General features: G+C 38.6%; 29 protein-coding genes. 16 read left to right on the top strand and 13 right to left on the bottom strand.

Features of this window, described 5'->3' with window-relative positions; all coding sequences use genetic code 11:
- Positions 1-63: 63 nt before the first annotated feature.
- From ACULLG_RS09085 to ACULLG_RS09070, 4 genes are read left to right on the top strand one after another with little or no spacing between them, the layout of a single operon-like run.
- On the top strand, positions 64-909 hold the full coding sequence (locus ACULLG_RS09085) for a universal stress protein (RefSeq protein ID WP_452126443.1): 846 nt from the start codon (positions 64-66) through the stop codon (positions 907-909).
- A 15-nt stretch (positions 910-924) separates the two neighbouring features.
- Complete coding sequence (locus ACULLG_RS09080) at positions 925-1,779, top strand: universal stress protein (protein ID WP_452126442.1); 855 nt, start codon at positions 925-927, stop codon at positions 1,777-1,779.
- 12 nt (positions 1,780-1,791) lie between these two features.
- Entirely contained in the window at positions 1,792-2,640 is an 849-nt protein-coding gene (locus ACULLG_RS09075; protein WP_452126441.1) for a universal stress protein, read from the top strand.
- A gap of 24 nt (positions 2,641-2,664) precedes the next feature.
- Positions 2,665-3,468, top strand: coding sequence for a universal stress protein (locus ACULLG_RS09070; RefSeq protein WP_452126440.1), 804 nt, complete (start codon positions 2,665-2,667; stop codon positions 3,466-3,468).
- Between the two features lie 7 nt (positions 3,469-3,475).
- Here the strand turns inward: ACULLG_RS09070 and trxA are convergent, their stop codons facing one another.
- Complete coding sequence (trxA, locus tag ACULLG_RS09065) at positions 3,476-3,772, bottom strand: thioredoxin (protein ID WP_452126439.1); 297 nt, start codon at positions 3,770-3,772, stop codon at positions 3,476-3,478.
- A gap of 120 nt (positions 3,773-3,892) precedes the next feature.
- On the opposite strand from trxA, the gene ACULLG_RS09060 reads away from it, so the two are divergent.
- From ACULLG_RS09060 to ACULLG_RS09035, 6 genes are read left to right on the top strand one after another with little or no spacing between them, the layout of a single operon-like run.
- Positions 3,893-4,735, top strand: a complete 843-nt coding sequence (locus ACULLG_RS09060) for a universal stress protein (protein ID WP_452126438.1) — start codon at positions 3,893-3,895, stop codon at positions 4,733-4,735.
- 11 nt (positions 4,736-4,746) lie between these two features.
- Positions 4,747-5,595, top strand: coding sequence for a universal stress protein (locus ACULLG_RS09055; protein ID WP_452126437.1), 849 nt, complete (start codon positions 4,747-4,749; stop codon positions 5,593-5,595).
- 57 nt (positions 5,596-5,652) lie between these two features.
- Positions 5,653-6,501 carry a universal stress protein gene (locus ACULLG_RS09050; protein ID WP_452126436.1) on the top strand — a complete coding sequence of 283 codons (849 nt, stop codon included), beginning with the start codon at positions 5,653-5,655 and terminating at the stop codon, positions 6,499-6,501.
- Between the two features lie 11 nt (positions 6,502-6,512).
- Positions 6,513-6,920, top strand: a complete 408-nt coding sequence (locus ACULLG_RS09045) for a hypothetical protein (RefSeq protein WP_452126435.1) — start codon at positions 6,513-6,515, stop codon at positions 6,918-6,920.
- Positions 6,921-6,958: 38 nt separating this feature from the next.
- On the top strand, positions 6,959-7,801 hold the full coding sequence (locus ACULLG_RS09040) for an ATP cone domain-containing protein (protein WP_452126434.1): 843 nt from the start codon (positions 6,959-6,961) through the stop codon (positions 7,799-7,801).
- A gap of 7 nt (positions 7,802-7,808) precedes the next feature.
- A complete protein-coding gene (locus ACULLG_RS09035) occupies positions 7,809-9,179 on the top strand; it encodes an MBL fold metallo-hydrolase RNA specificity domain-containing protein (RefSeq protein WP_452126433.1) in 1,371 nt (456 codons plus the stop codon).
- A 24-nt stretch (positions 9,180-9,203) separates the two neighbouring features.
- Here ACULLG_RS09035 and upp read toward each other — a convergent pair whose 3' ends face one another.
- On the bottom strand, positions 9,204-9,857 hold the full coding sequence (upp, locus tag ACULLG_RS09030; protein ID WP_452126432.1) for a uracil phosphoribosyltransferase: 654 nt from the start codon (positions 9,855-9,857) through the stop codon (positions 9,204-9,206).
- Positions 9,858-9,981: 124 nt separating this feature from the next.
- Positions 9,982-10,194 (bottom strand): hypothetical protein, encoded by a 213-nt coding sequence (locus ACULLG_RS09025; RefSeq protein WP_452126431.1) that lies wholly within the window; start codon positions 10,192-10,194, stop codon positions 9,982-9,984.
- Positions 10,195-10,489: 295 nt separating this feature from the next.
- Here ACULLG_RS09025 and ACULLG_RS09020 point away from each other — a divergent pair, with 295 nt between their 5' ends.
- Positions 10,490-10,981, top strand: a complete 492-nt coding sequence (locus tag ACULLG_RS09020; protein WP_452126430.1) for an AraC family transcriptional regulator — start codon at positions 10,490-10,492, stop codon at positions 10,979-10,981.
- Positions 10,982-10,985: 4 nt separating this feature from the next.
- Complete coding sequence (locus tag ACULLG_RS09015) at positions 10,986-11,246, top strand: zinc ribbon domain-containing protein (RefSeq protein ID WP_452126429.1); 261 nt, start codon at positions 10,986-10,988, stop codon at positions 11,244-11,246.
- Between the two features lie 61 nt (positions 11,247-11,307).
- Here the strand turns inward: ACULLG_RS09015 and ACULLG_RS09010 are convergent, their stop codons facing one another.
- The 9 genes from ACULLG_RS09010 to ACULLG_RS08970 form a co-directional block, all read right to left on the bottom strand.
- Entirely contained in the window at positions 11,308-11,526 is a 219-nt protein-coding gene (locus ACULLG_RS09010) for a dodecin family protein (protein ID WP_452126428.1), read from the bottom strand.
- A gap of 32 nt (positions 11,527-11,558) precedes the next feature.
- Positions 11,559-12,068, bottom strand: a complete 510-nt coding sequence (locus ACULLG_RS09005; protein ID WP_452126427.1) for a nicotinate-nucleotide adenylyltransferase — start codon at positions 12,066-12,068, stop codon at positions 11,559-11,561.
- Positions 12,069-12,249: 181 nt separating this feature from the next.
- Entirely contained in the window at positions 12,250-12,930 is a 681-nt protein-coding gene (locus ACULLG_RS09000; RefSeq protein ID WP_452126426.1) for an FMN-binding protein, read from the bottom strand.
- A 128-nt stretch (positions 12,931-13,058) separates the two neighbouring features.
- A complete protein-coding gene (deoD, locus tag ACULLG_RS08995) occupies positions 13,059-13,757 on the bottom strand; it encodes a purine-nucleoside phosphorylase (RefSeq protein ID WP_452126425.1) in 699 nt (232 codons plus the stop codon).
- Between the two features lie 10 nt (positions 13,758-13,767).
- Positions 13,768-14,412, bottom strand: coding sequence for a deoxyribose-phosphate aldolase (gene deoC / locus ACULLG_RS08990; protein WP_452126424.1), 645 nt, complete (start codon positions 14,410-14,412; stop codon positions 13,768-13,770).
- Positions 14,413-14,435: 23 nt separating this feature from the next.
- Positions 14,436-14,840, bottom strand: coding sequence for a hypothetical protein (locus tag ACULLG_RS08985; protein WP_452126423.1), 405 nt, complete (start codon positions 14,838-14,840; stop codon positions 14,436-14,438).
- A 565-nt stretch (positions 14,841-15,405) separates the two neighbouring features.
- Entirely contained in the window at positions 15,406-16,488 is a 1,083-nt protein-coding gene (locus ACULLG_RS08980; RefSeq protein ID WP_452126422.1) for a response regulator, read from the bottom strand.
- Positions 16,466-18,718, bottom strand: a complete 2,253-nt coding sequence (locus ACULLG_RS08975) for an ATP-binding protein (RefSeq protein ID WP_452126421.1) — start codon at positions 18,716-18,718, stop codon at positions 16,466-16,468. The genes ACULLG_RS08980 and ACULLG_RS08975 overlap by 23 nt, the downstream gene beginning before the upstream one ends.
- A gap of 370 nt (positions 18,719-19,088) precedes the next feature.
- Positions 19,089-19,553 carry an Hsp20/alpha crystallin family protein gene (locus tag ACULLG_RS08970; protein WP_452126420.1) on the bottom strand — a complete coding sequence of 155 codons (465 nt, stop codon included), beginning with the start codon at positions 19,551-19,553 and terminating at the stop codon, positions 19,089-19,091.
- A 212-nt stretch (positions 19,554-19,765) separates the two neighbouring features.
- On the opposite strand from ACULLG_RS08970, the gene ACULLG_RS08965 reads away from it, so the two are divergent.
- The 4 genes from ACULLG_RS08965 (at position 19,766) to ACULLG_RS08950 (ending at position 22,450) form a co-directional block, all read left to right on the top strand.
- Positions 19,766-20,191 (top strand): hypothetical protein, encoded by a 426-nt coding sequence (locus ACULLG_RS08965; RefSeq protein ID WP_452126419.1) that lies wholly within the window; start codon positions 19,766-19,768, stop codon positions 20,189-20,191.
- Between the two features lie 130 nt (positions 20,192-20,321).
- Positions 20,322-20,765, top strand: a complete 444-nt coding sequence (locus ACULLG_RS08960; RefSeq protein ID WP_452126418.1) for a hypothetical protein — start codon at positions 20,322-20,324, stop codon at positions 20,763-20,765.
- A gap of 16 nt (positions 20,766-20,781) precedes the next feature.
- Positions 20,782-21,453 (top strand): hypothetical protein, encoded by a 672-nt coding sequence (locus tag ACULLG_RS08955; protein ID WP_452126417.1) that lies wholly within the window; start codon positions 20,782-20,784, stop codon positions 21,451-21,453.
- Positions 21,428-22,450: a 2-hydroxyacid dehydrogenase gene (locus tag ACULLG_RS08950; RefSeq protein WP_452126416.1), complete on the top strand. Its 1,023-nt coding sequence runs from the start codon at positions 21,428-21,430 to the stop codon at positions 22,448-22,450. The genes ACULLG_RS08955 and ACULLG_RS08950 overlap by 26 nt, the downstream gene beginning before the upstream one ends.
- On the opposite strand, the gene cls is transcribed toward ACULLG_RS08950, so the two are convergent.
- Positions 22,434-23,843 (bottom strand): cardiolipin synthase, encoded by a 1,410-nt coding sequence (gene cls / locus ACULLG_RS08945; protein ID WP_452126415.1) that lies wholly within the window; start codon positions 23,841-23,843, stop codon positions 22,434-22,436. The genes ACULLG_RS08950 and cls overlap by 17 nt on opposite strands.
- Positions 23,844-23,942 lie beyond the last annotated feature (99 nt).

The following is a 23,942-nucleotide window of genomic DNA, read 5'->3' as shown; positions in this document are numbered from 1 at the left end:
ATATTTATCATTTGGTAATTGACTTTTCACAGATACTTTTAGAACAGTACAAAGTGAAAAGCAATGAAAAAAATACTGATACCTACCGATTTTTCAAAAAATGCAGATCATGCCATTGATTATGCATTAAATCTTTTCAGGTGCAGTAGGTCCCACTTTTATTTTGTCCATGCGTATGCTGACGAAGTCTACGAAACTGGACGATCTAAATCCAAAAAGGATTTGGATCTCATTAAAAACGAATTGGAATCCAAAGCAACATTAGCGCTGGAGAATACGATGGCCCGCATTCAGGATCCCATTCCCAATCCCATGCACAAATATTCAATTGAAGTGGTCTTCGAATCGCTTGTTGATAGTGTTAACCACTTGGTAGATCAAAAGAACATAGATCTTGTTGTTATGGGAACCAAGGGAGCTTCCATGGAAAAGACCACTTCTTTTGGGAGCAATACCGTGCAGGTTTTTAAATATGTAAAGTGTCCCGTACTTGCAATTCCAGAAAATTATGAATATCACGAACCCAAGCATATTTTGTTCCCTACTGATTTTCAATTACCCTATAAAAGAAGGGAACTGAAGCTTTTGGATGATATAGCGGGATTCTTTAAATCAGAGATACATTGTATATACTTTACAAAATTTGACACCCTATCGCACCGACAAGAAGATAATAAACGCTTTGTTGAAGGAGCGCTCTCAAGGTCCTATCTGTTTTTTAAAACCCTACAATACAACAATGTGTTAAAAGGTATTTCGGGCTACAGGAAAAAACATGAAGTGGATATGTTGGTAATGATAAATTCAAGACACTCCTTTTTAGAAGACCTATTATACCGTGGTACAGTGGACAAACTAGGACTGCGGACAGATGTTCCCTTAATGGTGATGCAAAACATTGCCCGATAGCAAAAGACGGAGACCATGAAGCAAATTTTGATACCAACGGATTTTTCAAAGAACGCAAGAAATGCCATTGCCTACGGACTCAACTTTTTAAAAAATCAGGAATGCAACATTCATTTTTTACATACCTATACCCCTGCATTTTATAGAATGGATTATGTAATGGGCGGACCCACGTTCAGTGCAATACCAGATTCGAGCGTGGAACTTTCACTTATTGGTCTTGAAGAAACCGTTAATTACGCTAAAGAAGAATTTTCCAATCCCAATCATAAATACAATATGCTTTCATCTTTCAATACATTGACGGATGAAATCAAAAATTCCTGTGATAAATGGAATGTTGACCTTATTGTTATGGGCACACAGGGAGCCACTGGCGCCAAAGAGATTTTTTTGGGAACCAATACCGTACATACGCTTCGAAAAGCCCAGGTTCCCGTTTTGGTTGTTCCAGAACAATGTGAATATAAAAAGGTGGAAACCATTTTGTTTCCCACAGATTACTGGAGTGATTACAAAATGGAAGAACTTCAATTCCTATTGAGTCAAGTGAAAATGTTAAATGCCAAGGTTATAATACTCCATGTAAACGAGCGGGCACATATTTCAGAAACACAAAGAAAAAACAAGCAGTTGCTCAATGAAAAACTGAAGGATGTAACCCGCCAATTTGAATGGGACAACGAAAACCCCATGCCAAATGCAATACATGAGTTCATTGGGAAAAATGATATCGACCTTTTGGTAATGATGAACAGAAAACACAACTTTTTTGAGCGGCTTTTAATCAAGCCCAATATAGATGCCATGGGTTTCCACACCACTATACCCTTTTTGGTGATACCGGATACAACTCCTCTTGTAACTTAAAAATAATATGCTATGAAAAATATTCTCTTACCCACGGATTTCTCGGACAATTCTTGGAATGCCATATTTTTTGCCCTTAAACTCTTTAAGGATGTTTCCTGTAACTTTTTTGTCCTCAATACTTATAATCCAAACCAAAAAAACGTAATGGGTGCCCGAACCTACGTTCGCACAGGTATGATTATTGATGCGCTTGCTGAATCCTCTAAAAATGGATTGAAAAAAATTGAAACTTATTTAAAAGAAAACCATAAAAATCCGCTGCACACCTTTCAATTTATCTCCTTAAAAGGCGATTTGGCCGGTGTTTTGAAAAATTTCCAAACGCAAAAAGACATAGACTATATTGTCATGGGTACGCTTGGCGCTACCGGAGCCAAAGAGGTTTTTATGGGAACCAACTCCGTTCGTGTGTTAAAGTCCGTTAGGGAATGTCCTATTTTACTTGTGCCTAAAGCATACAACCTGCAGCAACTAGAGTGCATCGTTTTCCCTACAGATTTCTCCCGGTTTTTTGACAAATATGAACTTACACCACTTGTTGAATTGGCCAAGCTCACCAAAGCAAAATGTAAAATCCTGTATTTAACCCAGGAGTTTGACAAAAGTGAAGTTCAGGTACAAAATCAAAAAATTCTGCAGGATCGGTTGAGTGAATTGGACATTGAGTTTTACGAGGTGGAATTCAACTCAAAACTGGCTAAAAGCATTAACAGATTTGCCGAAGAAGAGCAAGCCGATTTGATTGCCATTATACACTATCAACATACGTTTATGGAAAAACTTACCCGAGAGCCGATAGTAAAACGTGTGGCCTTCCATTCGCAAGTGCCACTGATGATCTTACCAGACACTATTTAACAAAAGATCTTTAACACTCTGAATGTGAAACATATTCTTTTACCCACGGATTTTTCAGAAAATGCCTTAAAAGCGTCCGAATATGCCCTGGAGCTGTTCAAAAAGGAGGCCTCTACTTTTTATATGCTTCATGCTGACCCAGGTGCTGCCTCCACTGGGCGGGGAGCATCATTGAACAAAGAACTCGCAAAAACAGCTGAAAAGCTCAAAAATAAATCCACGAGTTCGGAGCACTATTTTGAAACTAAACTTCTATTAAAAGATCTGTTTGTAGGTATAAAACGTTTCATCGTTGAAAAAGACATCGATTTCATTGTGATGGGCACCAAAGGATCTTCTGCCCTAAAAGAGCTTTTTATGGGAAGTAGGGCCGTTAAAATGCTCGAAAGCATTCGTATTTGTCCCATTTTAATGGTACCAGAAACCTATGAACACGTTCGCATTGAAAGATTCATGATTGCCACCAACTTTGATCATTATTATGAAAGAATAGAATTGCACCCAGTTATACGCTTGGCCAAAAATTCCGGTGCTGAAATTCAGGTTGTGCACGTAATTGATGGTGCGCCTTTGACCGATTATCAAGAAAAATTAAAAGTTTTGTTGAAAAAGAAAATGAAAGGCATCAACTTCAGTTTTGAAGAAGTATCCCAAACAGATTCCTTGGCAAGCACCATTTCTGAACTGATTACAGAACGAAACGTGCAACTTTTGGCCATGATTTATCACAGGCATGGCTTTTTTGAATCATTGTTCACTACCGGTGTGATCAAAAAGTTGGCTTTCAATACTTCCGTGCCCTTTTTGGTTCTGCCAGAGGTGGAGTAACAAAATTTCAGTGGGAGTTGATAATATTGATAAGCTCATTTTTTTGGACCACTCCTGATTGCCTCCACACCTGTTTTCCTTCTTTGAAAAGAATCATTGTCGGAACACCTCGGACTTGATATTTCCCAGCAATTTTTGGGTTTTTGTCCACATCAATCTTTGCAATCCGTATTTGATCTCCAAGTTCCTCTTTTACTTGGCCCAGAATTGGCGCCAACATTTTACACGGTCCGCACCAATCCGCATAAAAATCCACCAAAACTTGAGGTTTCGACTTAATAAGCTTTGTAAAACTTGTCTTCATTTATCTCTTTTTTAATGATTGAAATTTAGAAAAATCATTGCTATTGCAAACTGACCAAAATCATGGACTTGAAAGACCTCCGGCAGTAACTTTGATACATATCCACTTAATAGAATTGTGATGAAAAAAGTGTTATTGCCCACCGATTTTTCGGAAAATGCATTTAATGCTATCCGATACGCCCAAGAGCTTTATAAAGATGAGTCCTGTCTCTTCTATTTATTACATACCTATTCTCCCCCGATCTATTATATAGAATATGCCTCTTTCAGTTCGGAACAAATCGGATTGGACGACTTCTACCATACAAATGCCATGGAACAGTTGGACGATATAAAGCAAAATCTGGAAACATCATTTAAAAATCCGTTGCACCAGTTTCGTATCAAGGCGGCATTCAATACACTAATGGATGAAATATCGGAAATGGTAGAAAATGAGGGAATAAATGTCATCGTAATGGGCACAAAAGGTGCAACAGGCGCCAAGGAACTGCTATTTGGCAGCAATACGGTGCATGTAATCAAAAAAGCCAAATGTCCCGTAATTGCAGTTCCTGATGGGTTTGCCTATGAAACCCCAAAAGAAATTCTTTTTCCAACCGATTACGAAATATCCTATAAAACAAAAGCGCTGAAAGAATTGCTATATCTGGCCAATGAACATATTTCCCGAATCGATGTGCTGCACGTGGCCACCGGTGATGCCCTGACGGAGTCCCAAATTGCCAATAAAGAGAAGTTGGGAAAATTGCTAAAGCCTTTTGCCCATATATTCCACGATATGCCCAACAATGAGGTAATCAACGGAATCAATGAATTCCAACTTAAGAACAAGATCAACCTCCTAGTCATGATCATGAACAAACATACATTTCTAGAGCGGCTGTTCCTAAAACCTGTTATCAATAAAATAGGTCTCAACCTTTACATTCCTTTTATGGTTATTCCCTGCCCTGATTAAATATTGATGTCATGAAAAACATTTTGGTGCCCACAGACTTTTCAAATGATGCATACAATGCTTTACATTATACCACCCAGCTTTTGACCGGTGAACAATGTACGTTTCACATTCTCAATGTGTATGACGAGTATGTTGCCCTGAAGACTCCCCGCTTTCAAAAGGAAGGTGGAAAAGTATTGCTAAAGTTACTTGCAGATGAATCCAAGGAAGGATTAACCGAAACGGTGCATAGAATCAACCGCGATACCGAAAACCCAAAGCATACCTTCAAAATTGTTTCCAAAAAAGGAGAAATGCTTGAATGCATTGGGCGTTGTGTTTTTGATTTGGACATAGATCTTGTGGTCATGGGTAACAAAGGTAAAATGGGGGCCAAGGAAATCTTTTTGGGTGGAAATACCATTCGGACCATAGGCCGCATCAGAAAATGTCCTGTACTTATGGTACCCCGGGAGACAGAATTCGTTCAACCAAAACAAATCGCATTTGCCACATATTACAAGAGGAACTTCTCCCATGATGTACTGGAACCATTGTTATATATTGCTGAAATGTACCAATCCGAAGTTCAAATCATGAATGTTGGTGAGGACAAGAAGCTAAACCAAAACCAAAAAGCCAATAAGGCTATGCTTGAAAAAGAACTTGGTAAAATTGAACATACAACCCATTGGAGACCCCATTACCAGGAAAAAGCCAAGGTAATCAATGATTTTGTAAGGGATTTGAAGGTAAATCTATTGGTTATGGTAAATTATGAGCACAGCTTGTTTGAAAAAATCATTAGGGAACCTGTTATTATGGAAATCGCCTCATATCTTAATATTCCTTTTTTGGTCATCCCCTGTAAAGACTGACAACGGTCATTGCAAAGGTGCTTTCATGAAGTTAGTTTTAGATAATAAAACAAAATCATGGACAAGCGAATATTATTTCCCACGGATTTCTCGCAGAATTCTTTCAATGCCATTAGGTATGGCATGAAGCTATATGAGGATCAATATTGCGAATTCTATTTTCTGAATGCCTTCCACGTGAATATGTACACCCTGGACAACATGATGGTCCCAGAACCGGGCGATAGCACCTATGATGCAGCAAAAAAACAATCCGAGGAAGGATTTGAAAAGCTCAAAGCCATCCTGAATCTCCAGGAAGATAACCCAAAACATACCTACCACACCATTTCCACCTTTAACTATCTTTTGGAAGCAGTGCGCGACACCATCGCCAAAAAAGATATTGATCTGGTAATGATGGGCACCAAGGGCCTTACAGGTTCTGAATCCAAGGCGTTCGGCACCAATACCGTAAATATCATGGAGAAAATTGTGCAATGCCCCGTAATGGCCATTCCTGAGCAATTTGACTACACCCCTCCAAAGCAAATTGTATTTCCAACCGATTATAAGGCCAATTTTAAGAGAAGGGAACTAAAGTATCTATTGGAAATAGCAAAACTCCATAATTCCCAAATTCATGTGGTGCATGTAGAACGCGAATCCAAACTCAGTAGCAAACAAGAGAACAATAAAGAGCTTTTAGAAGATATTTTATTAGGTGTCGATTTTGAAAACCATGTTCTCCCAAAAGGCAAGGTTCCCGAAGCCATTTTCTCTTTTATGGAAAACAAAAATTGTGATTTGGTCGTCTTTGTCAATAAAAAGCATTGGTTCTTCGGCAGTATTCTTGCCAATCCGCTTATCAAAGAACTGGGTTATGACGCCACAATTCCAATTTTAGAACTAAACGATAACCGATAAAACAAAGTCTTATGAAAAATATTGGTATTTGGATGGACAAGGAAAAGGCCAAAATCGTAACGCTTAAAGACGGTAAGGAGCGTATGGAAACCCTGTTTTCTGAAATTGAGTTTTTTAATCCAAAGGGAGGCTCTCGCTCCAAAACCAGATGGGGGCCCCAGGATGTGGTTCAGGATAGTAAATATTTAGAACGGGAAAAGCACCAGATGAGAAACTATTTCAAGAATTTGCTCCCCTATTTGAAGGATGCGAAGGGTGTTGCACTATTCGGTCCAGCAGAAATTTTTGAAAAATTCCACACTGAATTGGAAGAAAACTATCCTGAAATCGCAAAAAAGGTAAAAATAGCGACCAAAAAAGATAGTATGACCGACAATCAGGTCAAAGCTATGATTCGTGATTTTTTCAAGGTCGATTAACATCCCCACATCCCAATAAATCTGTCAACTAAGCGTGAATGGACGAAAAAGAATTCGATATTATAAAATCTTCAGGGGAAACCGTGAAGTTTTCAATAGACAAACTTCGCAACTCATTGATGGCAAGTGGAGCCCATAATACGGTGGTGAATGAAATTGTAGCTCAAGTGATGGATGAGCTTTATGTGGGCATCTCCACCAAAGAAATCTACAATCGTGCCTTTTCAATGCTCAAAAAGCAAAAATCCGTTTATGCCTCAAAATACAAGTTAAAAAAAGCCATTTACGAGCTGGGTCCCACCGGTTTTCCATTCGAACGCTTTGTTAGTGGAATTTTAGAATACTCTGGCTACGATACTGAAGTGGGCACGGTGGCTCAAGGGGAGTGCGTTCCACATGAAATTGATGTTATGGCGACCAAAAATGGCGTTTTGAACATTATTGAATGTAAATTTCATGGAGAAGAAGGTCGAAAATGTAATGTTAAGGTGCCGCTTTATGTCCATTCCCGGTTCAACGATGTAATCCGACATATGGAATCCAACAAAAAGGCAGCAAATGAAACCACTTTAGGGTGGGTTGTGACAAATACCCGTTTTACTACCGATGCACTTAATTATGGAAAGTGTGCTGAACTTTATTTGTTAAGCTGGGATTATCCACATGGAGATGGGTTAAGGGATAGAATCGATAGACTGGGCCTGTATCCTATTACCGTATCCACGCTACTTACCAACCGTGAAAAACAATTTCTATTAAGCAGGGACATCGTATTGTGTAGGCAATTGTTGGGAGATTTGTTTTATCTAGACCATTTGGGAATTTCCAATGGACGGAAAGAAAGAATTTTGAAGGAGATGGATTTATTATGTCAGCTTTAGTGCGTTCATGAGAAAGGTTCAAATCCATTTTTTGGGAGGAGCAGGAACGGTTACCGGTTCTAAATTTTATTTGGAAGGACCTGACCTCAACCTATTGGTGGATTGTGGAGTGTTCCAAGGCGCGAAAGTACTTCGCGAACAAAACTGGCTTCCCCTGCCCATCGATGCATCCAAAATAGATACGGTACTGTTGACCCATGGACATTTAGATCACACAGGATACCTGCCCAAGTTGGTAAAAGAAGGGTTTAAAGGTGCCATTTTAGGTACTTCCCCAACTTTGGCCATTACCGAAATCATATTGAAGGACAGTGCCAAAATCCATGAAGAAGAAGCTGAAAAAGCCAATAGAGAAGGTTATAGCAAACATGAACCCCCATTACCCTTGTACACTTTGCATGATGTAACTAAAACCCTGGATCTTTTTCAAAGTGTAAACAATGAAGAATGGATAACATTGAATTCTGAATGCAAAGTTCGGTTTAGACGTAATGGCCATATTATCGGATCTACTTTTGTTGAATTGGACCTGTATGGCAAACATTTTGTTTTCTCCGGGGATGTTGGAAGAATGGAAGATAACCTTTTGGACCCACCGCTACGACCGGATTGGGCAGATTATCTGTTCATAGAAAGTACATATGGCAACAAAAATCATCCAAAAGAGGATTCGGAGGATATTCTTATCGATTTAATATCCAGGACCATCAATGAAAGAGGGGCATTGATAATCCCATCATTTGCGGTTGAACGATTGCAGTCTCTAATGTACCTACTTTGGAGACTTTACAAAAAGAACAAGATTCCCAACATTCCCATATTTGTGGATAGCCCTATGGGAAATAATGTATTGGATGTCTTTGAGCGATTTCCTGACTGGCTCAAACTCAACCCCCAAGAGTACAACAACATGGTCAATCATGTATCCATTATAAGCTCATATAGGGAAACCTGGGAGACCATAGACAACCCAAGACCCAAAATTGTGATAGCCGGAAGCGGTATGGTGACCGGAGGAAGGGTATTGACCTATTTAAAACAACTAATCGATTTGCCTTCAACAACGGTATTGCTCGTGGGTTACATGGCCGAGGGAACCCGGGGAAGACAACTGTTGGAGGGCGCTCATGAACTTAAGCTTTTTGGAAAGTACCATCTTGTAAAAGCCAAAATTGTTCATTTGGAAAGTCTGTCTGCCCATGCCGACCAACAAGAACTCTTGCATTGGATAAATGGCATCAAGAATATCCCTGAAAGGGTTTTTCTTATACACGGTGAAACAACTGCCCTAGATGCCTTTAAAGTAAAAATAGTAGATGAAAAGGGATGGAAATGTCATATTCCCCAATTGTATGAAACAGTCGATATTTTTCTATAAACTAGAGGTAAGTGAATGATGGTCCTACAATTTAACCCCATAGGACAGGTCACCAGCATCTCCCAATCCAGGAACGATATATCCTTTACTGGTCAGTTCTTCGTCAATGGCGGCGATCCATAGTTGTGTTTCCTTCGGAAACACCCTTTCCACATGGGAAACCCCTGTCCGAGAACCAATTACGGAGATGATATGGATTTTTTTTGGTGTTCCATGCTTTTTCATGGCCTGAATCACATTTTCCAAAGTTTTACCTGTTGCCAACATGGGGTCGGTGAGCACCAGGGTTTTTCCCTCAAGGGATGGTGCAGCCAGGTACTTGACAATAACCTCAAATTCATCGGCGTCATTTGGGTGATGTCTATAGGCTGAAATAAATGCATTTTCCGCACCGTCAAAATAACTCAAAAGACCATGGTGCAAGGGCAGACCAGCTCTGAGTACCGAACACAAAACAAGTTCATCGGTAGGCAAGGCTGTTTTTTTGGTTCCTAAAGGGGTATTCACCATAGTACTTTCATAATCTAGGGTCTTGCTCAACTCATAAGCTAAAACCTCCCCTATTCGTTCTATATTTCTTCTAAATCGCATGGCATCCTTTTGTATCTCTACATCTCGTATTTCAGAAATAAACTTTTTTAGGAGTGAGTTTTTTTGGTCAAATTGGTGGATTATCATCTACATCAGGTTTTGCCTTCGAAAATAAAGCGGAATTGCAATGAAACTAATAAATTTTGCTCAAAATCTTATACTATTCTTTCGCATGATTCAATTAAACCTAATCTCTGAAAGCATTCAAAACTCATCTAAATTGATGCTCCTCCACATAATGTTCCAACAACTGCCTTAGTCCCAAAAGATATTCTTCCATAGTCTTTTGGTCTATTTCGGGCTTATCTTCAACGGGTATAGTCATAGGTTGTTCATCAAGAAACTTATACAGTTCCGGATGCTCCATTTCAATCTGGTTGGTCAAGAGAACGATCTCGCTTAAAATTTCCTTCATCTCTTTCATCACTATATTTTTTTAGGGTAACTTAAGTTCAAATCCCTTGTGACAAATGTTCACAGTACTTCTTATCTGTTCAGTTACCGTTGGTTTTGTGGTTTTACATCTTTTAAAAAGTATATCCAATATACTTCACCGTTGTCAGCGCTGAAATGACCCCTATCAACCATAAATTTCAATCAATATGACTGATCTAGGTCATTTGAATTCATCCACTTTCATTCTTATTTTGATTCTTGACATTAGGTGCTGAGGCACTTGAATCCTTTGGAAAAAGAAAATCATATAAATAAATAATACTATGGAAGCAACAAAAGTACAAAAGGTGGAAATACGTGATTTTCCCGAACGTACACTGGCCTATATAACCCATATTGGGCCATATAAAGGGGATACTGAACTTTTTGGAAGACTTTTTACCAAGGCATTGGAATGGATTAAATCCCAAGGATTGGCAGCTAATCCCGAAATGGAGACAATTACGGTATATCATGACTCTGAAATGGTTCCGGTTGATCAACAACGAATAAGTGTAGGTTACACAATTCCTGAAGCTTATGAGCCAACTGATGATATCAAAATGATGACTTTGCCCAAAGGCAAGTATTTGGTGGGGTCTTTTGAAATTCTGCCAACGGAATATGAATCAGCTTGGTTGGAAATGTACGATTATCTTAAGGAAGAGCATTTGAATATGGCAGAGGGGGCCATGTATGAATCATACAAAAATGATCCAACACAGCATCCAGAGGGAAAACACATTGTAGACATTTGTTTGGCACTGAAAAACTAAGGGTATGAAGAAATATAGAAATTGCCAAAGCTGTGGCATGCCCATTAAAAAAGACCCAAAAAAAGGCGGCTCCAACGTAGATGGCTCCAAAAGCAAAATGTATTGTAGCTATTGTTATGAAAATGGAGCTTTTACCCAGCCCGATTTCACCGTTGAGCAAATGAAACAGTTTTGCACACAAAAAATCATGGAACAGGGCGTTCCCAGTTTTTTTGCCTCTATGATGGTTTCCCGACTTCCAAAATTGCACCGCTGGAAAAAGTAAAACACCGTCTAACTTAAAACAATTGGGCATCCCTTTTAAATTGGGATGCCCAATTTGGTTATCACGCGGTTGGAGTATGCTCCAAAATTCCGAAACACACTTTGGCATTTACCCTGTATTCCACAATTTTATTATCGTCCACCGTCACCTGCATTTCTTTTATATATACAGATTTGATATCCTTTACCGTTTGTGATGCCTCTGTTACAATATTTTGAACTGCATCTTCAAAACTCCTAGTAGAGTTTCCCAAAATTTCTATCACTTTTAAAACAGCCATGATTTAATATTTATGGTTCGTGTCTGATTTTCTTATAGAAAATTTCCTCCAGCATCCACTTTGGTGCGTAACACCTTATCACCATTTACCAGTTTAAGTTTATACTTTTTGGTTATTCCTTTATCATCATGGTAACGTACCAAGTAAACATCTTTGGTGATTGTCCATCCAGGGAATCTTTTATATACCGCTTTTTTTACCGTATTGGGTAAATTGATGTCCTTATACTTTTCCACTGTTCTCATAATTTTCCCATTCTTGTCATATGCAGCCAAGATTTTGCCGTCCGGAATGTAGAAAGTGACTTCATAGAAATCGTATTCATCATGATAGATATCAGAGTTTTTAATATTGTAGGCCGCGGCCTTTCGCTCTAACATGGTCACGGGAATAGATGCAACTTCCTGGGTATTTACATTGGTCAAATATTTATAATTGGTTGCATATACTATCACTTCGGATAGTTCTTCTGTCTTAACGATTTGGGAATACGCTTGAGTGGTCAGTCCTAAAGCCAATAGACCTAATAGTAGTTTTTTCATGACATTTCTTATTTATAAGTTATCAATTCATAATGGAACAACCTCTGTTCCTATAACTAAAAGTATTGGGTAATACCTTGAGGGGCAATGATCTGGGTCAGTTCAACATTCTGATTATCATTGATCTTCAAAATCTTTCAAAAATGAAAAGTTGAGGAGGAAGAGGTTCAAGGATTTAAATCTATTGCCCTTTATGACCCAAAAAGTACCCTTTATACTTTCCTAACTCGTCATTGACCATTTTAACCGTAAGTTGGCTGGTCGTTGTAGCTCCGGAAATTCCATCTATGGTCTTTATGCCTTTCAATATTTGCTTTCCATTTTGGTTTAATCCGAAAGAGTTTCTATCAAAACCAATGATTGCCCCCACAAACTGATCTTCAAAGGAGGAATTAGCTATTGCAGCGCCATATCCTTCCGATTCTGCCATATGTTCAAACTCCGTTTTTTTAATTTCCAATGAGGTTCTATTAATTAAAAATGTGCCTCTTATATTGCCGCCATATCCTTTACTCGCTGTAGTTATAATCACATCATCGGCATCCTTGATTTCAAAGAGGGGATAAGCATTGTTTTGGCCAGATTTGAGCCATGCTTTGTATAACTTAATCGCCTTACCCATGTCTACACTATCAATTTTTCCACTGGAATCAAGTGTCTTGAAACCAATCCTCGAACTGATGTCAATACTATCGGAAAGGGAAATTCCAGCAAAATGTGCGATTTTAATAATCTCGGATGGTAGTTTTTTCGGTTTCTCAACCTCAACAGTTATAGGCTTTTGTATTTCTTTTTCTGTTTTTTCTTTGCAACCAAGTACTATTAAAATGAGTAGTGCAAGTAGCATGAATCTTGTTCTCATGACCTTATGGTATTAGTGGTTCTGTTCCTCTTTTGCCAACTTATTTGAATGAACAAATAATTTTATAGCAAAGATGCATGCCAACGCGGTTGTACCAAATGACCTAGATCATACTTGAACAAAGGTATTTAAGCAAGGGAAAGAGCAATTTTTATCATATCGTTGAAAGAGGTTTCCCGTTCTGATGCGGTCAATTGCTCACCAGTAACCAAGGAATCTGAAATAGTTACTATAGCTAGAGCGTTCACCTTGTGTCTCGCTGCTACGGTATAAAGCCCCGCAGCCTCCATTTCTACGCAAAGTACTCCATATTTGGCCCATAATTTATAGGCTTCGGGGTCATCTTCGTAAAACTCGTCAGAGGAAAGCACATTACCGGCATGTATGGGTATATCCTTTTCGTGGGCATATTCGACAGCTTTTTTAAAAAGGTCAAAACTTGCGGTAGGGGAATAATCTGAATTTACAAAACGTGTATTGTTAATGCCAGAAGTTGTTGATGCGGACATGGCAATGACAACATCTTTAAGCTTTACATGCTGTTGATATGATCCGGCGGAACCAACCCTTATGAGGTTTTTTACACCATAGTTGTTGATTAATTCATGAAAATAAATCAAGGCAGAAGGTATGCCCATGCCACTTCCTTGAACGGAGATTCTGTTGCCTAAATAGAAACCGGTATACCCCAACATACCACGTACGTTGTTGTAGCAATGGGTATCTTCAAGAAAAGTTTCTGCTATCCATTTGGCCCGTAAAGGATCTCCTGGCAATAGAACCGTATCTGCTATTTCTCCTTTTTTAGCTTCAATATGTAAACTCATAAGCTTTGTTTTAGGATTCCTCCATGAGTTTTGGCCCTGAAGACGTCCCAATTCTTGACACGCCCATTTCAATATATTTAAGGGCCTTCTCTCGATCGCGGATACCTCCGGAAGCTTTGATCAAAACTCTATCGCCAACTGCTTCCTTCATCAAAGCTATATCTTTAAACGTGGCCCCTCCATTTCCAAAGCCTGTGGAGGTCTTCACAAAATCAGCTCCTGCCGAAACTGCTAAATCACATGCTTTTTTTATTTCCGTATCGGACAAGTAGCAATTCTCCAAAATCACTTTAAGCGTTTTATCACCCAATTCCTGTTTAATTTGGAATATCTCATCCCTAACTTGCTGGTCCAAACCCGATTTCAGCCAGCCAATGTTTATGACCATGTCCACCTCATCCGCTCCATTTTCTATACATTCCCGGGCTTCATAAACCTTGGATCTTGTAGACATGCCTCCCAGGGGGAAGCCCACCACGGCAGCCAATTGTACCGGGGTGCCTTTCAATTCATTCTTGGCCAAACCAACATGGCAGCCTTGTACACATACCGCCTTAAATTGATATTGAATGGCTTCTTGGCACAACTTCTTAATATCAGCAACTGTAGCGGTTGGGGCCAATAAGGTGTGATCTATGTACTCTTGCAAATGCATATATTGTTATATGGTGATATTGATCAGTCGCCCAAAATATCTTTCAACTCTTGCAAAAATACGATTTCGGACCTGTTTTTGCCTGCAAATGAGGAAGCGATGGAGTCAGCGGTTTCTATAATAAGTTTTTTAACCTTGGGTGAAAATTTTTCAGGATGTTCTTTATAGAATGACTCAAATTCCGAAAAATAGGTACTTCCTTCCTTTTCCTCCTCTTGTAACCAATCAAAGACAATTTCTATTTGAAAAGCGGAATCTGTTCCAAATTCATCTTCCATGCCATCAACATCCAGCCAATGTTGACGCACATATTTTCGTAATCTTTTTACTTCCACTGGCCTTACAGTACCATCTGTCATGGCCATGGCATAGTATAATTTGCCCAAACTTTGGTAAAATTCGTTACCTACTTTTTCTGAATTCAACATATAAAGAAGCATTTATTCACAAACAAAAATAGGTCGACATCTTCTCAATTTTAATGACATGTGTCAGTAATCAATAGTAAACCATATTGTTTACGGTTAAAAAAAATATTGTGGAATGATCCAGATCATTTCGCACTCAGGCATATGTACATAAATTAGCACCATAATTATACGTTCTCACACATAAAGTATTGGTAAGGGTCATGGAGATAGCAATAGATTCATGACTTAAGCGGGGAAAACAAAAGTTTTACCGCCCATTTGGTTTTCCGCCTGTTTCACAGGCCACTGAAAGTTAAAATAAGTGGTGATAAAATGGATGCAACACCTGCTGTGAGACCGGGGTATTTAGGTATTCCGGTCTCTTTTAAAAAGCAAGGAAAATGGTGATTGCCGTCGTAAGGTGACAATTGCCAGAGTGAATGGATTATTTCTGGAGATACCAAAATTATTTGATTATTGAGTTTTAGCGATAAAATTTTGTAAACGTTTGGTTTTTGTATTGATGAGAGATTTGATTTATTCATAGAAAACAGGGAGTTTAGACTCCCTGTTTTTGTTTGCTTTAATTTCCAAAATCCGCAATGTGCTTCAACCTGTTTTTATTTAGCAGGACCAACTTTCTTTTTTTACCCACACCCACCAATCCTTGTTCCCTAAAATCGGTAATGGCCCTAATGGTTGTTTCTTTTGCCGTTCCTATCATTCCTGCCAAATCTTCCCGGAGTATTTCCACTCCCATTCTTTCTTTGCTATCCTTGTCTTCAATAAAACCTTTTTTATGAAGTTCCAACAACGCCCTTGCTGTTCTTTGTTTTACCGTGGAATAGGCCACATCGACCAGTTGCTCTTGTAAATGGATCATATTATTGGAAATAATGTCCAAAAATTTATTGGACACTTCCCTATTCTTATACACCAACTTCGTAAAATCTTCTTTGGGAATACTCATAACTTTTGCGCGTTCCAACGCAATTGCCGTATCTAAATAGGTTCCTTCACTGTTTAAAAGGGAAAGTTGGCCAATAAAATCACCTTCACCGTACATTCCTGTCACCATTTCCTTACCACTTTCGGTGACCCTAAACACCTTTACGCTTCCCTCTTGAATGAAATAAAGGTGGTGTGCTGCATCTCCTTCTTGATAAATTTCTTCGCGGTTCTTGAATTCTTGAAGTTTTCTATCATCGGATAGTAATTCTATTCCCAAATAGGTTGATGCCTCTTTGAAAAAGTGATTCACCCCATTTGCTGTCTTGGAAAATTTTTGCTGCAGAAAATCGGATTTTTTTAGACGCATTTTTATCGCATCCAATAGTTCTTGTGCTTCAAAGGGTTTAAAAAGATAATCGTCCGCACCAAGACTCATTCCCTTTCTCAAGTCACCTTTTTCATCTTTAGCGGTCAAAAAAATAAACGGAATTCCAGCGATTTGTTCATCCTGGGACAAGATTTTTAAAACGTCGTATCCGTCCATTTCGGGCATCATAATATCACTCACAATGATATCTGGAAGCCATTCTTTGGCCATTTTGACACCTATTTTTCCGTTTTCTGCGGACATTACTGTATAGTTAGCCAGTTCCAGAATTTCCATGGTGTTCTCGCGAACATCTTTATAATCCTCAATTACTAATACTTTTTTCATTTTCTTGATTGATTTTAGGAAATTCCACTGTAAAAGTGCTCCCCACATTTTCTGTACTTTCAAAACTTAAGGTTCCTGTCATAAGCTCCACATATTGTTTTACGATATGGAGCCCGAGGCCTGTTCCTGCAATATTCAAACTGTTCTTCGCCCTAAAAAAACGTTGAAAAAGATATTGTTGTTCATTTAGCGGTATGCCCATACCCTCATCCTTTACCAAAATGGATATCTTTTTGTCATCCACAGTTATTTTTAAGGAAATCTTTTGGTTCTCTCCCGAATATTTAATGGCATTGCCAAGGAGGTTCAAAAACACATGTCGCATAAGTTTCCCATCTAGGTACACCGGTATTTTAGAATTATCATATTCAAAAAAGATACGTTGACCGGCTCTTCTATTCAGTTGCATTTGGTCCACCATTGATTTTGAAAAATCAATAAGATTAAACCATTCGGGTTTTGCAACGGTCTTGCCTTCCTCCAATTTGCTCAAGGAAAGAAAATCGTTGAGGACTGTTACCAAATGCTGGACATTTGACTTTATTCTGTTCAGGTGTTTCAACCTTCTATCTTCCATGCCCTGTTCATTCTGTTTTTCAATCAAGGTGGCGGAAGAGAGAATAACACTCAGGGGTGTTCTAAATTCATGGGACGCCGTGCTAATAAAACGCGATTTTAAATCACTCAACTCCTTTTCCTTTTCAAGGTTTTGGAGCATTTTTCTTTCATTCTGTTTTCTTTCGGTGATGTTCAACAAAACAAAAAGGGCGTGGGTAATATTGCCATTCTCTGTGGAAAGTGGGGTTGTATTAATGACAAATGGCACTCGGCGATACTCTGTTTCAAAGCTTAGATGTTCACCCTTAAGGGTACGTTGTACATATTGAACAAACAACTTTTTACGCTGGTCTGAAAAGCCTTTCAATTTGTCAATTTTAATTCTTCGGACACCTTTTACCTGTTGCTGAATGTCCTTCAGCTCCGCACCTTCCATAAAATGGATATGCATTTGAGCATCTACCAACAAGATGGCCCCTTTTGGAAATTCTTTAATAATGGCCATTAAAATGGCTTCATTGGTTTCAGCTCGTAGCTCCGCTGCCTTTGCCTCATTAGTCTGCCCAATAAGTTCAACATTGGTAACTTCCAAGTCCATTACAGCTTTTTTTAGGTCTTTTGTCCTTTTTCTTACTTTTTGCTCCAATCCTTTTGAGTAGGACTCCAAATCAACCAGATTAGCTTGCAATTGTTCCCTTATATTTATCTGCTCAACCACCAAGCTTACCAAGTTCACCATTTCCCAAATGAGCTCCTCATTGGTTTTGGCTGGAGTTGTGGTGCTTTTGTGAAAAATGGTCAGTACTCCTAAAATCTCATTATTGGCATCCAACATGGGATATGACCAACAAGATTTCAATCCGCTGTCATTGATAAAATCAAGATATTTTTCCCATTTTATCTCTTCTTGAATATTTTGCTGAATCACTCTCTTTTTATGGTAAGCTGACGACGCACAGCAGCAGAAATTGGGTTTTATGGGTACATTTTCCAATAAGGTTGTGGTCAAGTCCTTTGAAAGTTTTGGTGCGTTGACTTCGGATAATATTCTTTTAACCTGATCGGCAATCATTATGGCAACAATTCCGCCTGGAATTTGCTGCTCCAAGGTCTCTTGGATTGCCTTGACAATGTGCGTAATAGGGTTCTTTTTAACAACCATTTCAAGAATCTCACCTTTAGCCTTTCGAAGCAATTCCAATTTCTTTTTCTGGGTAACATCATTTTGGATACCAACAAAATGAGTCAGCTCTCCTTTTTTGCTACGGACGGGGGTAATAGCAAGTTCGTTCCAAAACATGGAACCATTTTTTCTATAATTACGAAGGGTAACGTTGCAAGAAGTCCCTGCAGTTAAAGAGTCTCGTATGACCGTAATCTCTTTTTGGTGGCGGTCATCGCTTTGAAGAAAATTGCAATTTCTGCCCAATACCTCCTCTAACTTGTATTCCGTAATTTCTTCAAAAGCCTTATTTACAAATATGATTGGAAACCTATTGGCTTTGGCATCGGCTATTACGATGCCGCTGTTTACCGCATCCAATACCCCACTTCCTATTTCCAATATGGTTTCGTAGCTCATTTGGGAAATGGAATTTTTTAATTTCTCCCTTTCCAAGTCTTTTAAAGGAGTTTTCGGGACTCTTCGTTTCTCGAAATCAAGCTCGTTCATCAAAACAACTTTTGATACCGTGGTTTATTCAACTGCTTATAGACCTCAAGTCTTGGTTCTTGCAATTGTCCATCTTTAACTACATACTTAATCCACCTGGAGTTTCATGGGATAATCAAGGCTCCATTACAAAATCTATTGGGTTAGATGGTTTCGCGTATTGAAATCTCTCAAAGATATTTGGTTACCTGCGGGTGACATATGACATTGGTCATATCTACATACGACTTGGATAAAAAAACAATACGGAAAATTGAATAGGTGGGGCTGATAAGAAAGTAACCATCAATTTAAACAACACAAAATCCCCGTTACCAAAAGCAGTAGTATTAATACTTTATGGCAACAGGGATTCTTTACAAAGGGTCAGCTATGAAACCTCTATCACCTTTGGTTTTTGTTTTTTGGCTTCCTCTTTTTTGGCCAACTTAAAGCTAAGGATACCATCGTTGTATTTTGCTTTTACTTCTTCTTGTTTTACACTTTCAGGAAGTTGTAGGGAACGCTCAAAAGAATCGTAACTGAATTCCCTACGTGTATAGGTATCATCCTCTTCTTCTTCGGAGGTTGATTTTTCAGCAGAAATATTTAAGCACCCATTATCAATGGTTACATTGAAATCCTTTTTGGCAAAACCGGGAGCTGCCAATTCAATTTCAAAATTATCATCCGTTTCTTTAATGTTCATTGCAGGATCAATGGTTTTTCCATTCCAAAAACGACCACTTAATAAACTGCGGTCCCACATGCGATTGTCAAAAAAATCATCCATATCAAAAAAATCCGATGAAATAAGATTCCGAAAAGGTCTTCTTTTAAATTTTACTAATGACATAATACTGAGTTTTAGGTTACACGCTTCATTTCATTTAACTGAATCTAAATTAGGAGTGAATCCTTCATTTTGAAATGATCTAGGTCAATCCCAAAAAACTGACCGTTTTGATCACATCTCTGTCTTGGTATTATCCAGCGATTCGGATATGGCATTGATACACATCATTTTATAGGGGTTTACAATGGCCTAAATTGTGTAAAAATGAGGCCATGAAAAATTCTTTGACAAAAAAGGAACCCGAAAAAACGGTTGAAAAATTCCATTGGGAATCCTTAAAGTGGAAATCCCATTTTCTCTTGATGGAAGATGAGCTACTTTTTATCAATCGATTACTTAACTCCTATGTTTTTGAACCAAACACACCCAACTTATTTGAGCGACTCATGGATTACAAATCCAGAATCAAGAAGGTGGAAGAGAAAAAAAATGAAGCCAAAACAAGGTTGGTAGTGCATGAAAGTGAACTAGGTGGCCTTTTGGAATGTTTGGCAAAATCGTGCGATAAAGCTTATCAAAAAGAACATGAAAGTATCAAAGCTGAAGTTATGGCATGTATAGAAGATTTTCAAAACCTGAAACTGGAAATTTTCAACTACGCTGGTGGTATCCTAAGAAAGAATAAACCAACCCACTGATTTGGGAGCAACCGCCAAACTGATTTTTGTCATTCTTCATTCGAGCAATGTGGTCTACATTAGTAAACACTAGGTTGCTTCCACAAGCGGTTTAAAAAATTGGACAATAACTAATTTAATTTGTTACACAATGGACAAATCAAAAAAACGATACCGTTATGCAGAATGGCTGAGTGCCGATGAAATGCACACAGAATCCTTGGATTGGTTATCCCAACTACATTTTTGCGCCGATGAACAAACATTTTTAAACGGGTTGGTGAAATCTTATACCCTTCAGCTTACAGATAAAAGCATTTTTGCCGAAAGTAAAAAATTGGTCAATGAGCTTTTGGACCACGAAAAACAGCTTGTAAGGCTGGTAGAGTTGGTACAGGCCCATGAAAGGTTATTACAAATAATGGTCGATGATATTGACCAAATCAAAATGGAGAAGGCCTACGTGGAAACACACATTGATCTTACAACTGACATTCACCATTATTTGGTTACATATAGGAACCTTAAAAAGAAAATGTTTGCTCTTTTATCAGGAATAATGAAATCGCAAAAACAAAAAAGACTTCTCAATTAACATTAAAAACACCGTCATGAGAAATTTAGTTTCAATAGGAATAGCAATTCTACTTTTGAGCAGTTGCGCTACAACCCAGCTAGTGAGTAATTGGAAAAATCCGGACTATGTTATTTTCGATGCAAGTAAAGTACTCATTGTGGGAATGACCCAAAACGAGGATGCCAGAATAGATTTTGAAACCAAACTCAGACGAGAGTTCAGAAAAAGGGACATTGAGGCCATGCGCAGCATTGACCTCTTTGATGTTTCGTTTACAGATTCGGCCAAATCCGAAGAAGAACTTGATGATGTGGAACAGCAGTTATTGGACAAAGATTTTGATGCTATTCTCTTTACCAAGGTCATAGGCTCGGAGGATTTTACCAAATTTCGAAAGCGAATGTCTGAAATAGATGGCCTCTATGGAAAATTTAGGGAGGATTACCTCGAATACCAACCCATATATTACGAAACCGATTATTACGATAAATACACCGTGTACCACGCAGAGACTTCTTTGTATTGTATTTGTGTTGACAAGGAACGAGAATTGATATGGAGGGGCGCAATAGATATTACAGACCCGGTAAATATAGAAAAGACCATAGACGAGTATATCAAGTTAGTTGTGTTCGCCCTAGAGGAACAGGATATTATTTTCAGAAAGGAAATTAAGGACGATGGCGATGAAAGTATTGGTTTATAGTGCCAAAGATTTTGAAATTCCTTATCTGGAAAAGGCCAACAATGGTCGTTACGAAGTAACTTACCTCCAAGAGGCCCTGAACCTGGATACGGCATTTAAGTCTGTTGGGTATAGGGCCATATCCATTTTCTCTGGCGATGACGCCTCCTCCATCGTTTTGGAAACTTTAAAAGATCTTGAGGTAAAATATATCGCACTGCGTTCCACTGGATACAACAATGTTCAACTTAAAACCGCAAAAAAATATAAGTTAAGAGTGGCCAACGTGCCCGATTATTCTCCCTACGCCATAGCAGAACATGCAGTTGCACTACTTCTGGCACTCAATCGAAAAATTATTAATGCAAACAAACGGGTACATGCCTTTAATTTTTTACAGAATGGTCTTATGGGTTTTGATTTAAAAGGAAAGACTGTTGGAATCATCGGTACTGGAAACATAGGATCGGTAATGTGCAAGATCATGCACGGTTTTGGTTGTGAGATTATGGCGAACGACCTGACACCCAACTCAAATTTAGTGGATTCATACAATGTAAACTATGTGGATTTGGAAACGCTATGTGCCGATGCCGATATTATAAGTCTGCACGTACCCTTAAACCAACAGACCTATGATCTCATCAATTCAAAAACCTTGGCCCTGATGAAACCCAATACTGTACTGATCAATACTGCGCGGGGAGCTGTTGTCCATACCGAAGCATTGATTGAGGCCCTAGAAAATAAGCATATCGCTGCTTACGGAACAGATGTTTATGAAAAGGAAAAAGGGCTTTTTTTTACTGATAACTCAAAGAGCGGCATTTCTGATGAACGATTAAAAAAATTGCTTTCCTTGCCCAATGTTCTGTTGACTCCACATCAAGCCTTTATGACCACCGAAGCGGTACGCAATATTGCTCAAACCACCTTTGAAAACATCGATGCCTGGGCTAATCGGAAAAAATGTGTAAATGAGCTGCAGCCGGAGGAAAGTATCACAGAATGGGACTGAAAATTTTTGCTGCTCCCTCTTTTAGTCTTGTTACACCCGATCTTTGTTTGTGCTCATAATAGGTCAGTTCACTGCTTTTGGCACAATCTTCTAAAAAATCTGTCTTAAGTTTCTGCGAAAAATCCGTGTCGTAGATCAGTGCATTAACTTCAAAGTTATGTTCAAAGCTTCGAACATCAATATTAGCGGTCCCTATGGAAACAATCGCATCATCGCTGACAATAACTTTACTGTGCAGGAAACCATCTGGAAAAAGAAACAAACGAACCCCAGCTTTTAGCAGGGGTTCAAAGTAAGAACGGACTGTCCAACCCACTAGGTTGCTATCTGCTTGTTCCGACACCAAAATACGAATATCCACCCCGCTCAATGAAGCGGTCTGCAACGCCAACAAAATTTCATTTCCAGGAATGATATATGGATTTGTGATATACAAGTATTTTTTGGCTTCATTGATTATCTCAAAATATACCTGTTGTATGTTGGGAAAATCATCTTCAGGACCACTTGAAACAACTTGAACAATCTGGCTTCCATGGATTTTGAACTTTTCCTTAGCGCAATTCCCCAATTGTAACTGTTCTTCTGCCACTAAAAACCAATCTGCAATGAATACCTCTTCCAATTGTTTGACGGCAGGGCCGGAGAGCAGTAAATGAATATCATGCCATGTTCCAAGGTTGGGGTCTCCCCTCAGATATTTGTCCGAAATATTTATACCTCCGGTGAATCCATATATCCCATCAATAATAATTATTTTTCTATGGTTTCGGTAGTTAAGTGAGGAAAGAAAATAATCGAAACGAAAAGGAAGAAAAGGATATACATCCACTCCTACTGATTTAAGGGCTTTTACATACTTTTTGCTCAAGGTATAACTGCCAATGCTATCATAGATCATTCGTACTTTGACCCCTTGAACTATTTTTGATTTGAATAATTTCAAAAGACGGTCCGCCAATTCACCATCTTCAAAAATGTAGTACTGTAAATAAATGTATTGGGTTGCTTCTTCAAGCGCTTTGAAAATTGATTCAAACGTAGTCTTTCCATCCTTCAACAAGGTTGTGGAATTTTTGAATGTTGGAGGAAATCTGCAATTATTATTGATAAGAGCCATAAGACGACCATATTCTGTATGTGTATTCAATATTTCATTAGGAATGGGCGTCAGCTTCCTAGAAAAAGCCGCTTGTTTTTCTCTGAGTATCTTATTTTTCCTTCTGTTTCTACCCAACAAAAGATAGAGTATAATCCCGCCAACAGGAATTGTAAAAATAGCCAAAAGCCAGGCCAATGTTTTTGATGGCCTTGCACCATTGACCAAAATACCGATGACCATTGCAATTGCAATCAGTATATATAAAACCAGTATGACAACTGTAAGTGTCATTTTTTTTAGATTTTTTCGGTCCCAAAGGTCAATATAGGAAGTACGTAACTTTTTAATTATGATTAAGGTCAGCTCAATACGATGCACTGGAACAAATGG

The sequence above is a fragment of the Flagellimonas sp. 2504JD1-5 genome (assembly GCF_053618295.1).
Note: the sequence above shows the minus strand (reverse complement) of the source record. Positions and strands in the feature narration are given on the sequence as shown.

What these genes read in the sequence shown, in the direction of transcription:
- ACULLG_RS09080 (WP_452126442.1), top strand. Translation starts at nt 925, where the DNA reads ATGAAGCAAATTTTGATACCAACGGATTTTTCAAAGAACGCAAGAAAT.
- ACULLG_RS09060 (WP_452126438.1), top strand. Translation starts at nt 3,893, where the DNA reads ATGAAAAAAGTGTTATTGCCCACCGATTTTTCGGAAAATGCATTTAAT.
- ACULLG_RS09035 (WP_452126433.1), top strand. Translation starts at nt 7,809, where the DNA reads ATGAGAAAGGTTCAAATCCATTTTTTGGGAGGAGCAGGAACGGTTACC.
- ACULLG_RS08960 (WP_452126418.1), top strand. Translation starts at nt 20,322, where the DNA reads ATGGACAAATCAAAAAAACGATACCGTTATGCAGAATGGCTGAGTGCC.
- ACULLG_RS09025 (WP_452126431.1), bottom strand. Translation starts at nt 10,194, where the DNA reads ATGAAAGAGATGAAGGAAATTTTAAGCGAGATCGTTCTCTTGACCAAC.
- ACULLG_RS08950 (WP_452126416.1), top strand. Translation starts at nt 21,428, where the DNA reads ATGGCGATGAAAGTATTGGTTTATAGTGCCAAAGATTTTGAAATTCCT.
- ACULLG_RS09075 (WP_452126441.1), top strand. Translation starts at nt 1,792, where the DNA reads ATGAAAAATATTCTCTTACCCACGGATTTCTCGGACAATTCTTGGAAT.
- ACULLG_RS09050 (WP_452126436.1), top strand. Translation starts at nt 5,653, where the DNA reads ATGGACAAGCGAATATTATTTCCCACGGATTTCTCGCAGAATTCTTTC.
- ACULLG_RS09005 (WP_452126427.1), bottom strand. Translation starts at nt 12,068, where the DNA reads ATGAAAAAACTACTATTAGGTCTATTGGCTTTAGGACTGACCACTCAA.
- deoC (WP_452126424.1), bottom strand. Translation starts at nt 14,412, where the DNA reads ATGCATTTGCAAGAGTACATAGATCACACCTTATTGGCCCCAACCGCT.
- ACULLG_RS08955 (WP_452126417.1), top strand. Translation starts at nt 20,782, where the DNA reads ATGAGAAATTTAGTTTCAATAGGAATAGCAATTCTACTTTTGAGCAGT.
- ACULLG_RS09010 (WP_452126428.1), bottom strand. Translation starts at nt 11,526, where the DNA reads ATGGCTGTTTTAAAAGTGATAGAAATTTTGGGAAACTCTACTAGGAGT.
- ACULLG_RS08980 (WP_452126422.1), bottom strand. Translation starts at nt 16,488, where the DNA reads ATGAAAAAAGTATTAGTAATTGAGGATTATAAAGATGTTCGCGAGAAC.
- cls (WP_452126415.1), bottom strand. Translation starts at nt 23,843, where the DNA reads ATGACACTTACAGTTGTCATACTGGTTTTATATATACTGATTGCAATT.
- ACULLG_RS08970 (WP_452126420.1), bottom strand. Translation starts at nt 19,553, where the DNA reads ATGTCATTAGTAAAATTTAAAAGAAGACCTTTTCGGAATCTTATTTCA.
- ACULLG_RS08975 (WP_452126421.1), bottom strand. Translation starts at nt 18,718, where the DNA reads ATGAACGAGCTTGATTTCGAGAAACGAAGAGTCCCGAAAACTCCTTTA.
- ACULLG_RS08985 (WP_452126423.1), bottom strand. Translation starts at nt 14,840, where the DNA reads ATGTTGAATTCAGAAAAAGTAGGTAACGAATTTTACCAAAGTTTGGGC.
- ACULLG_RS09020 (WP_452126430.1), top strand. Translation starts at nt 10,490, where the DNA reads ATGGAAGCAACAAAAGTACAAAAGGTGGAAATACGTGATTTTCCCGAA.
- ACULLG_RS08965 (WP_452126419.1), top strand. Translation starts at nt 19,766, where the DNA reads ATGAAAAATTCTTTGACAAAAAAGGAACCCGAAAAAACGGTTGAAAAA.
- ACULLG_RS09045 (WP_452126435.1), top strand. Translation starts at nt 6,513, where the DNA reads ATGAAAAATATTGGTATTTGGATGGACAAGGAAAAGGCCAAAATCGTA.
- ACULLG_RS09085 (WP_452126443.1), top strand. Translation starts at nt 64, where the DNA reads ATGAAAAAAATACTGATACCTACCGATTTTTCAAAAAATGCAGATCAT.
- upp (WP_452126432.1), bottom strand. Translation starts at nt 9,857, where the DNA reads ATGATAATCCACCAATTTGACCAAAAAAACTCACTCCTAAAAAAGTTT.
- ACULLG_RS09000 (WP_452126426.1), bottom strand. Translation starts at nt 12,930, where the DNA reads ATGAGAACAAGATTCATGCTACTTGCACTACTCATTTTAATAGTACTT.
- trxA (WP_452126439.1), bottom strand. Translation starts at nt 3,772, where the DNA reads ATGAAGACAAGTTTTACAAAGCTTATTAAGTCGAAACCTCAAGTTTTG.
- ACULLG_RS09040 (WP_452126434.1), top strand. Translation starts at nt 6,959, where the DNA reads ATGGACGAAAAAGAATTCGATATTATAAAATCTTCAGGGGAAACCGTG.
- deoD (WP_452126425.1), bottom strand. Translation starts at nt 13,757, where the DNA reads ATGAGTTTACATATTGAAGCTAAAAAAGGAGAAATAGCAGATACGGTT.
- ACULLG_RS09055 (WP_452126437.1), top strand. Translation starts at nt 4,747, where the DNA reads ATGAAAAACATTTTGGTGCCCACAGACTTTTCAAATGATGCATACAAT.
- ACULLG_RS09015 (WP_452126429.1), top strand. Translation starts at nt 10,986, where the DNA reads ATGAAGAAATATAGAAATTGCCAAAGCTGTGGCATGCCCATTAAAAAA.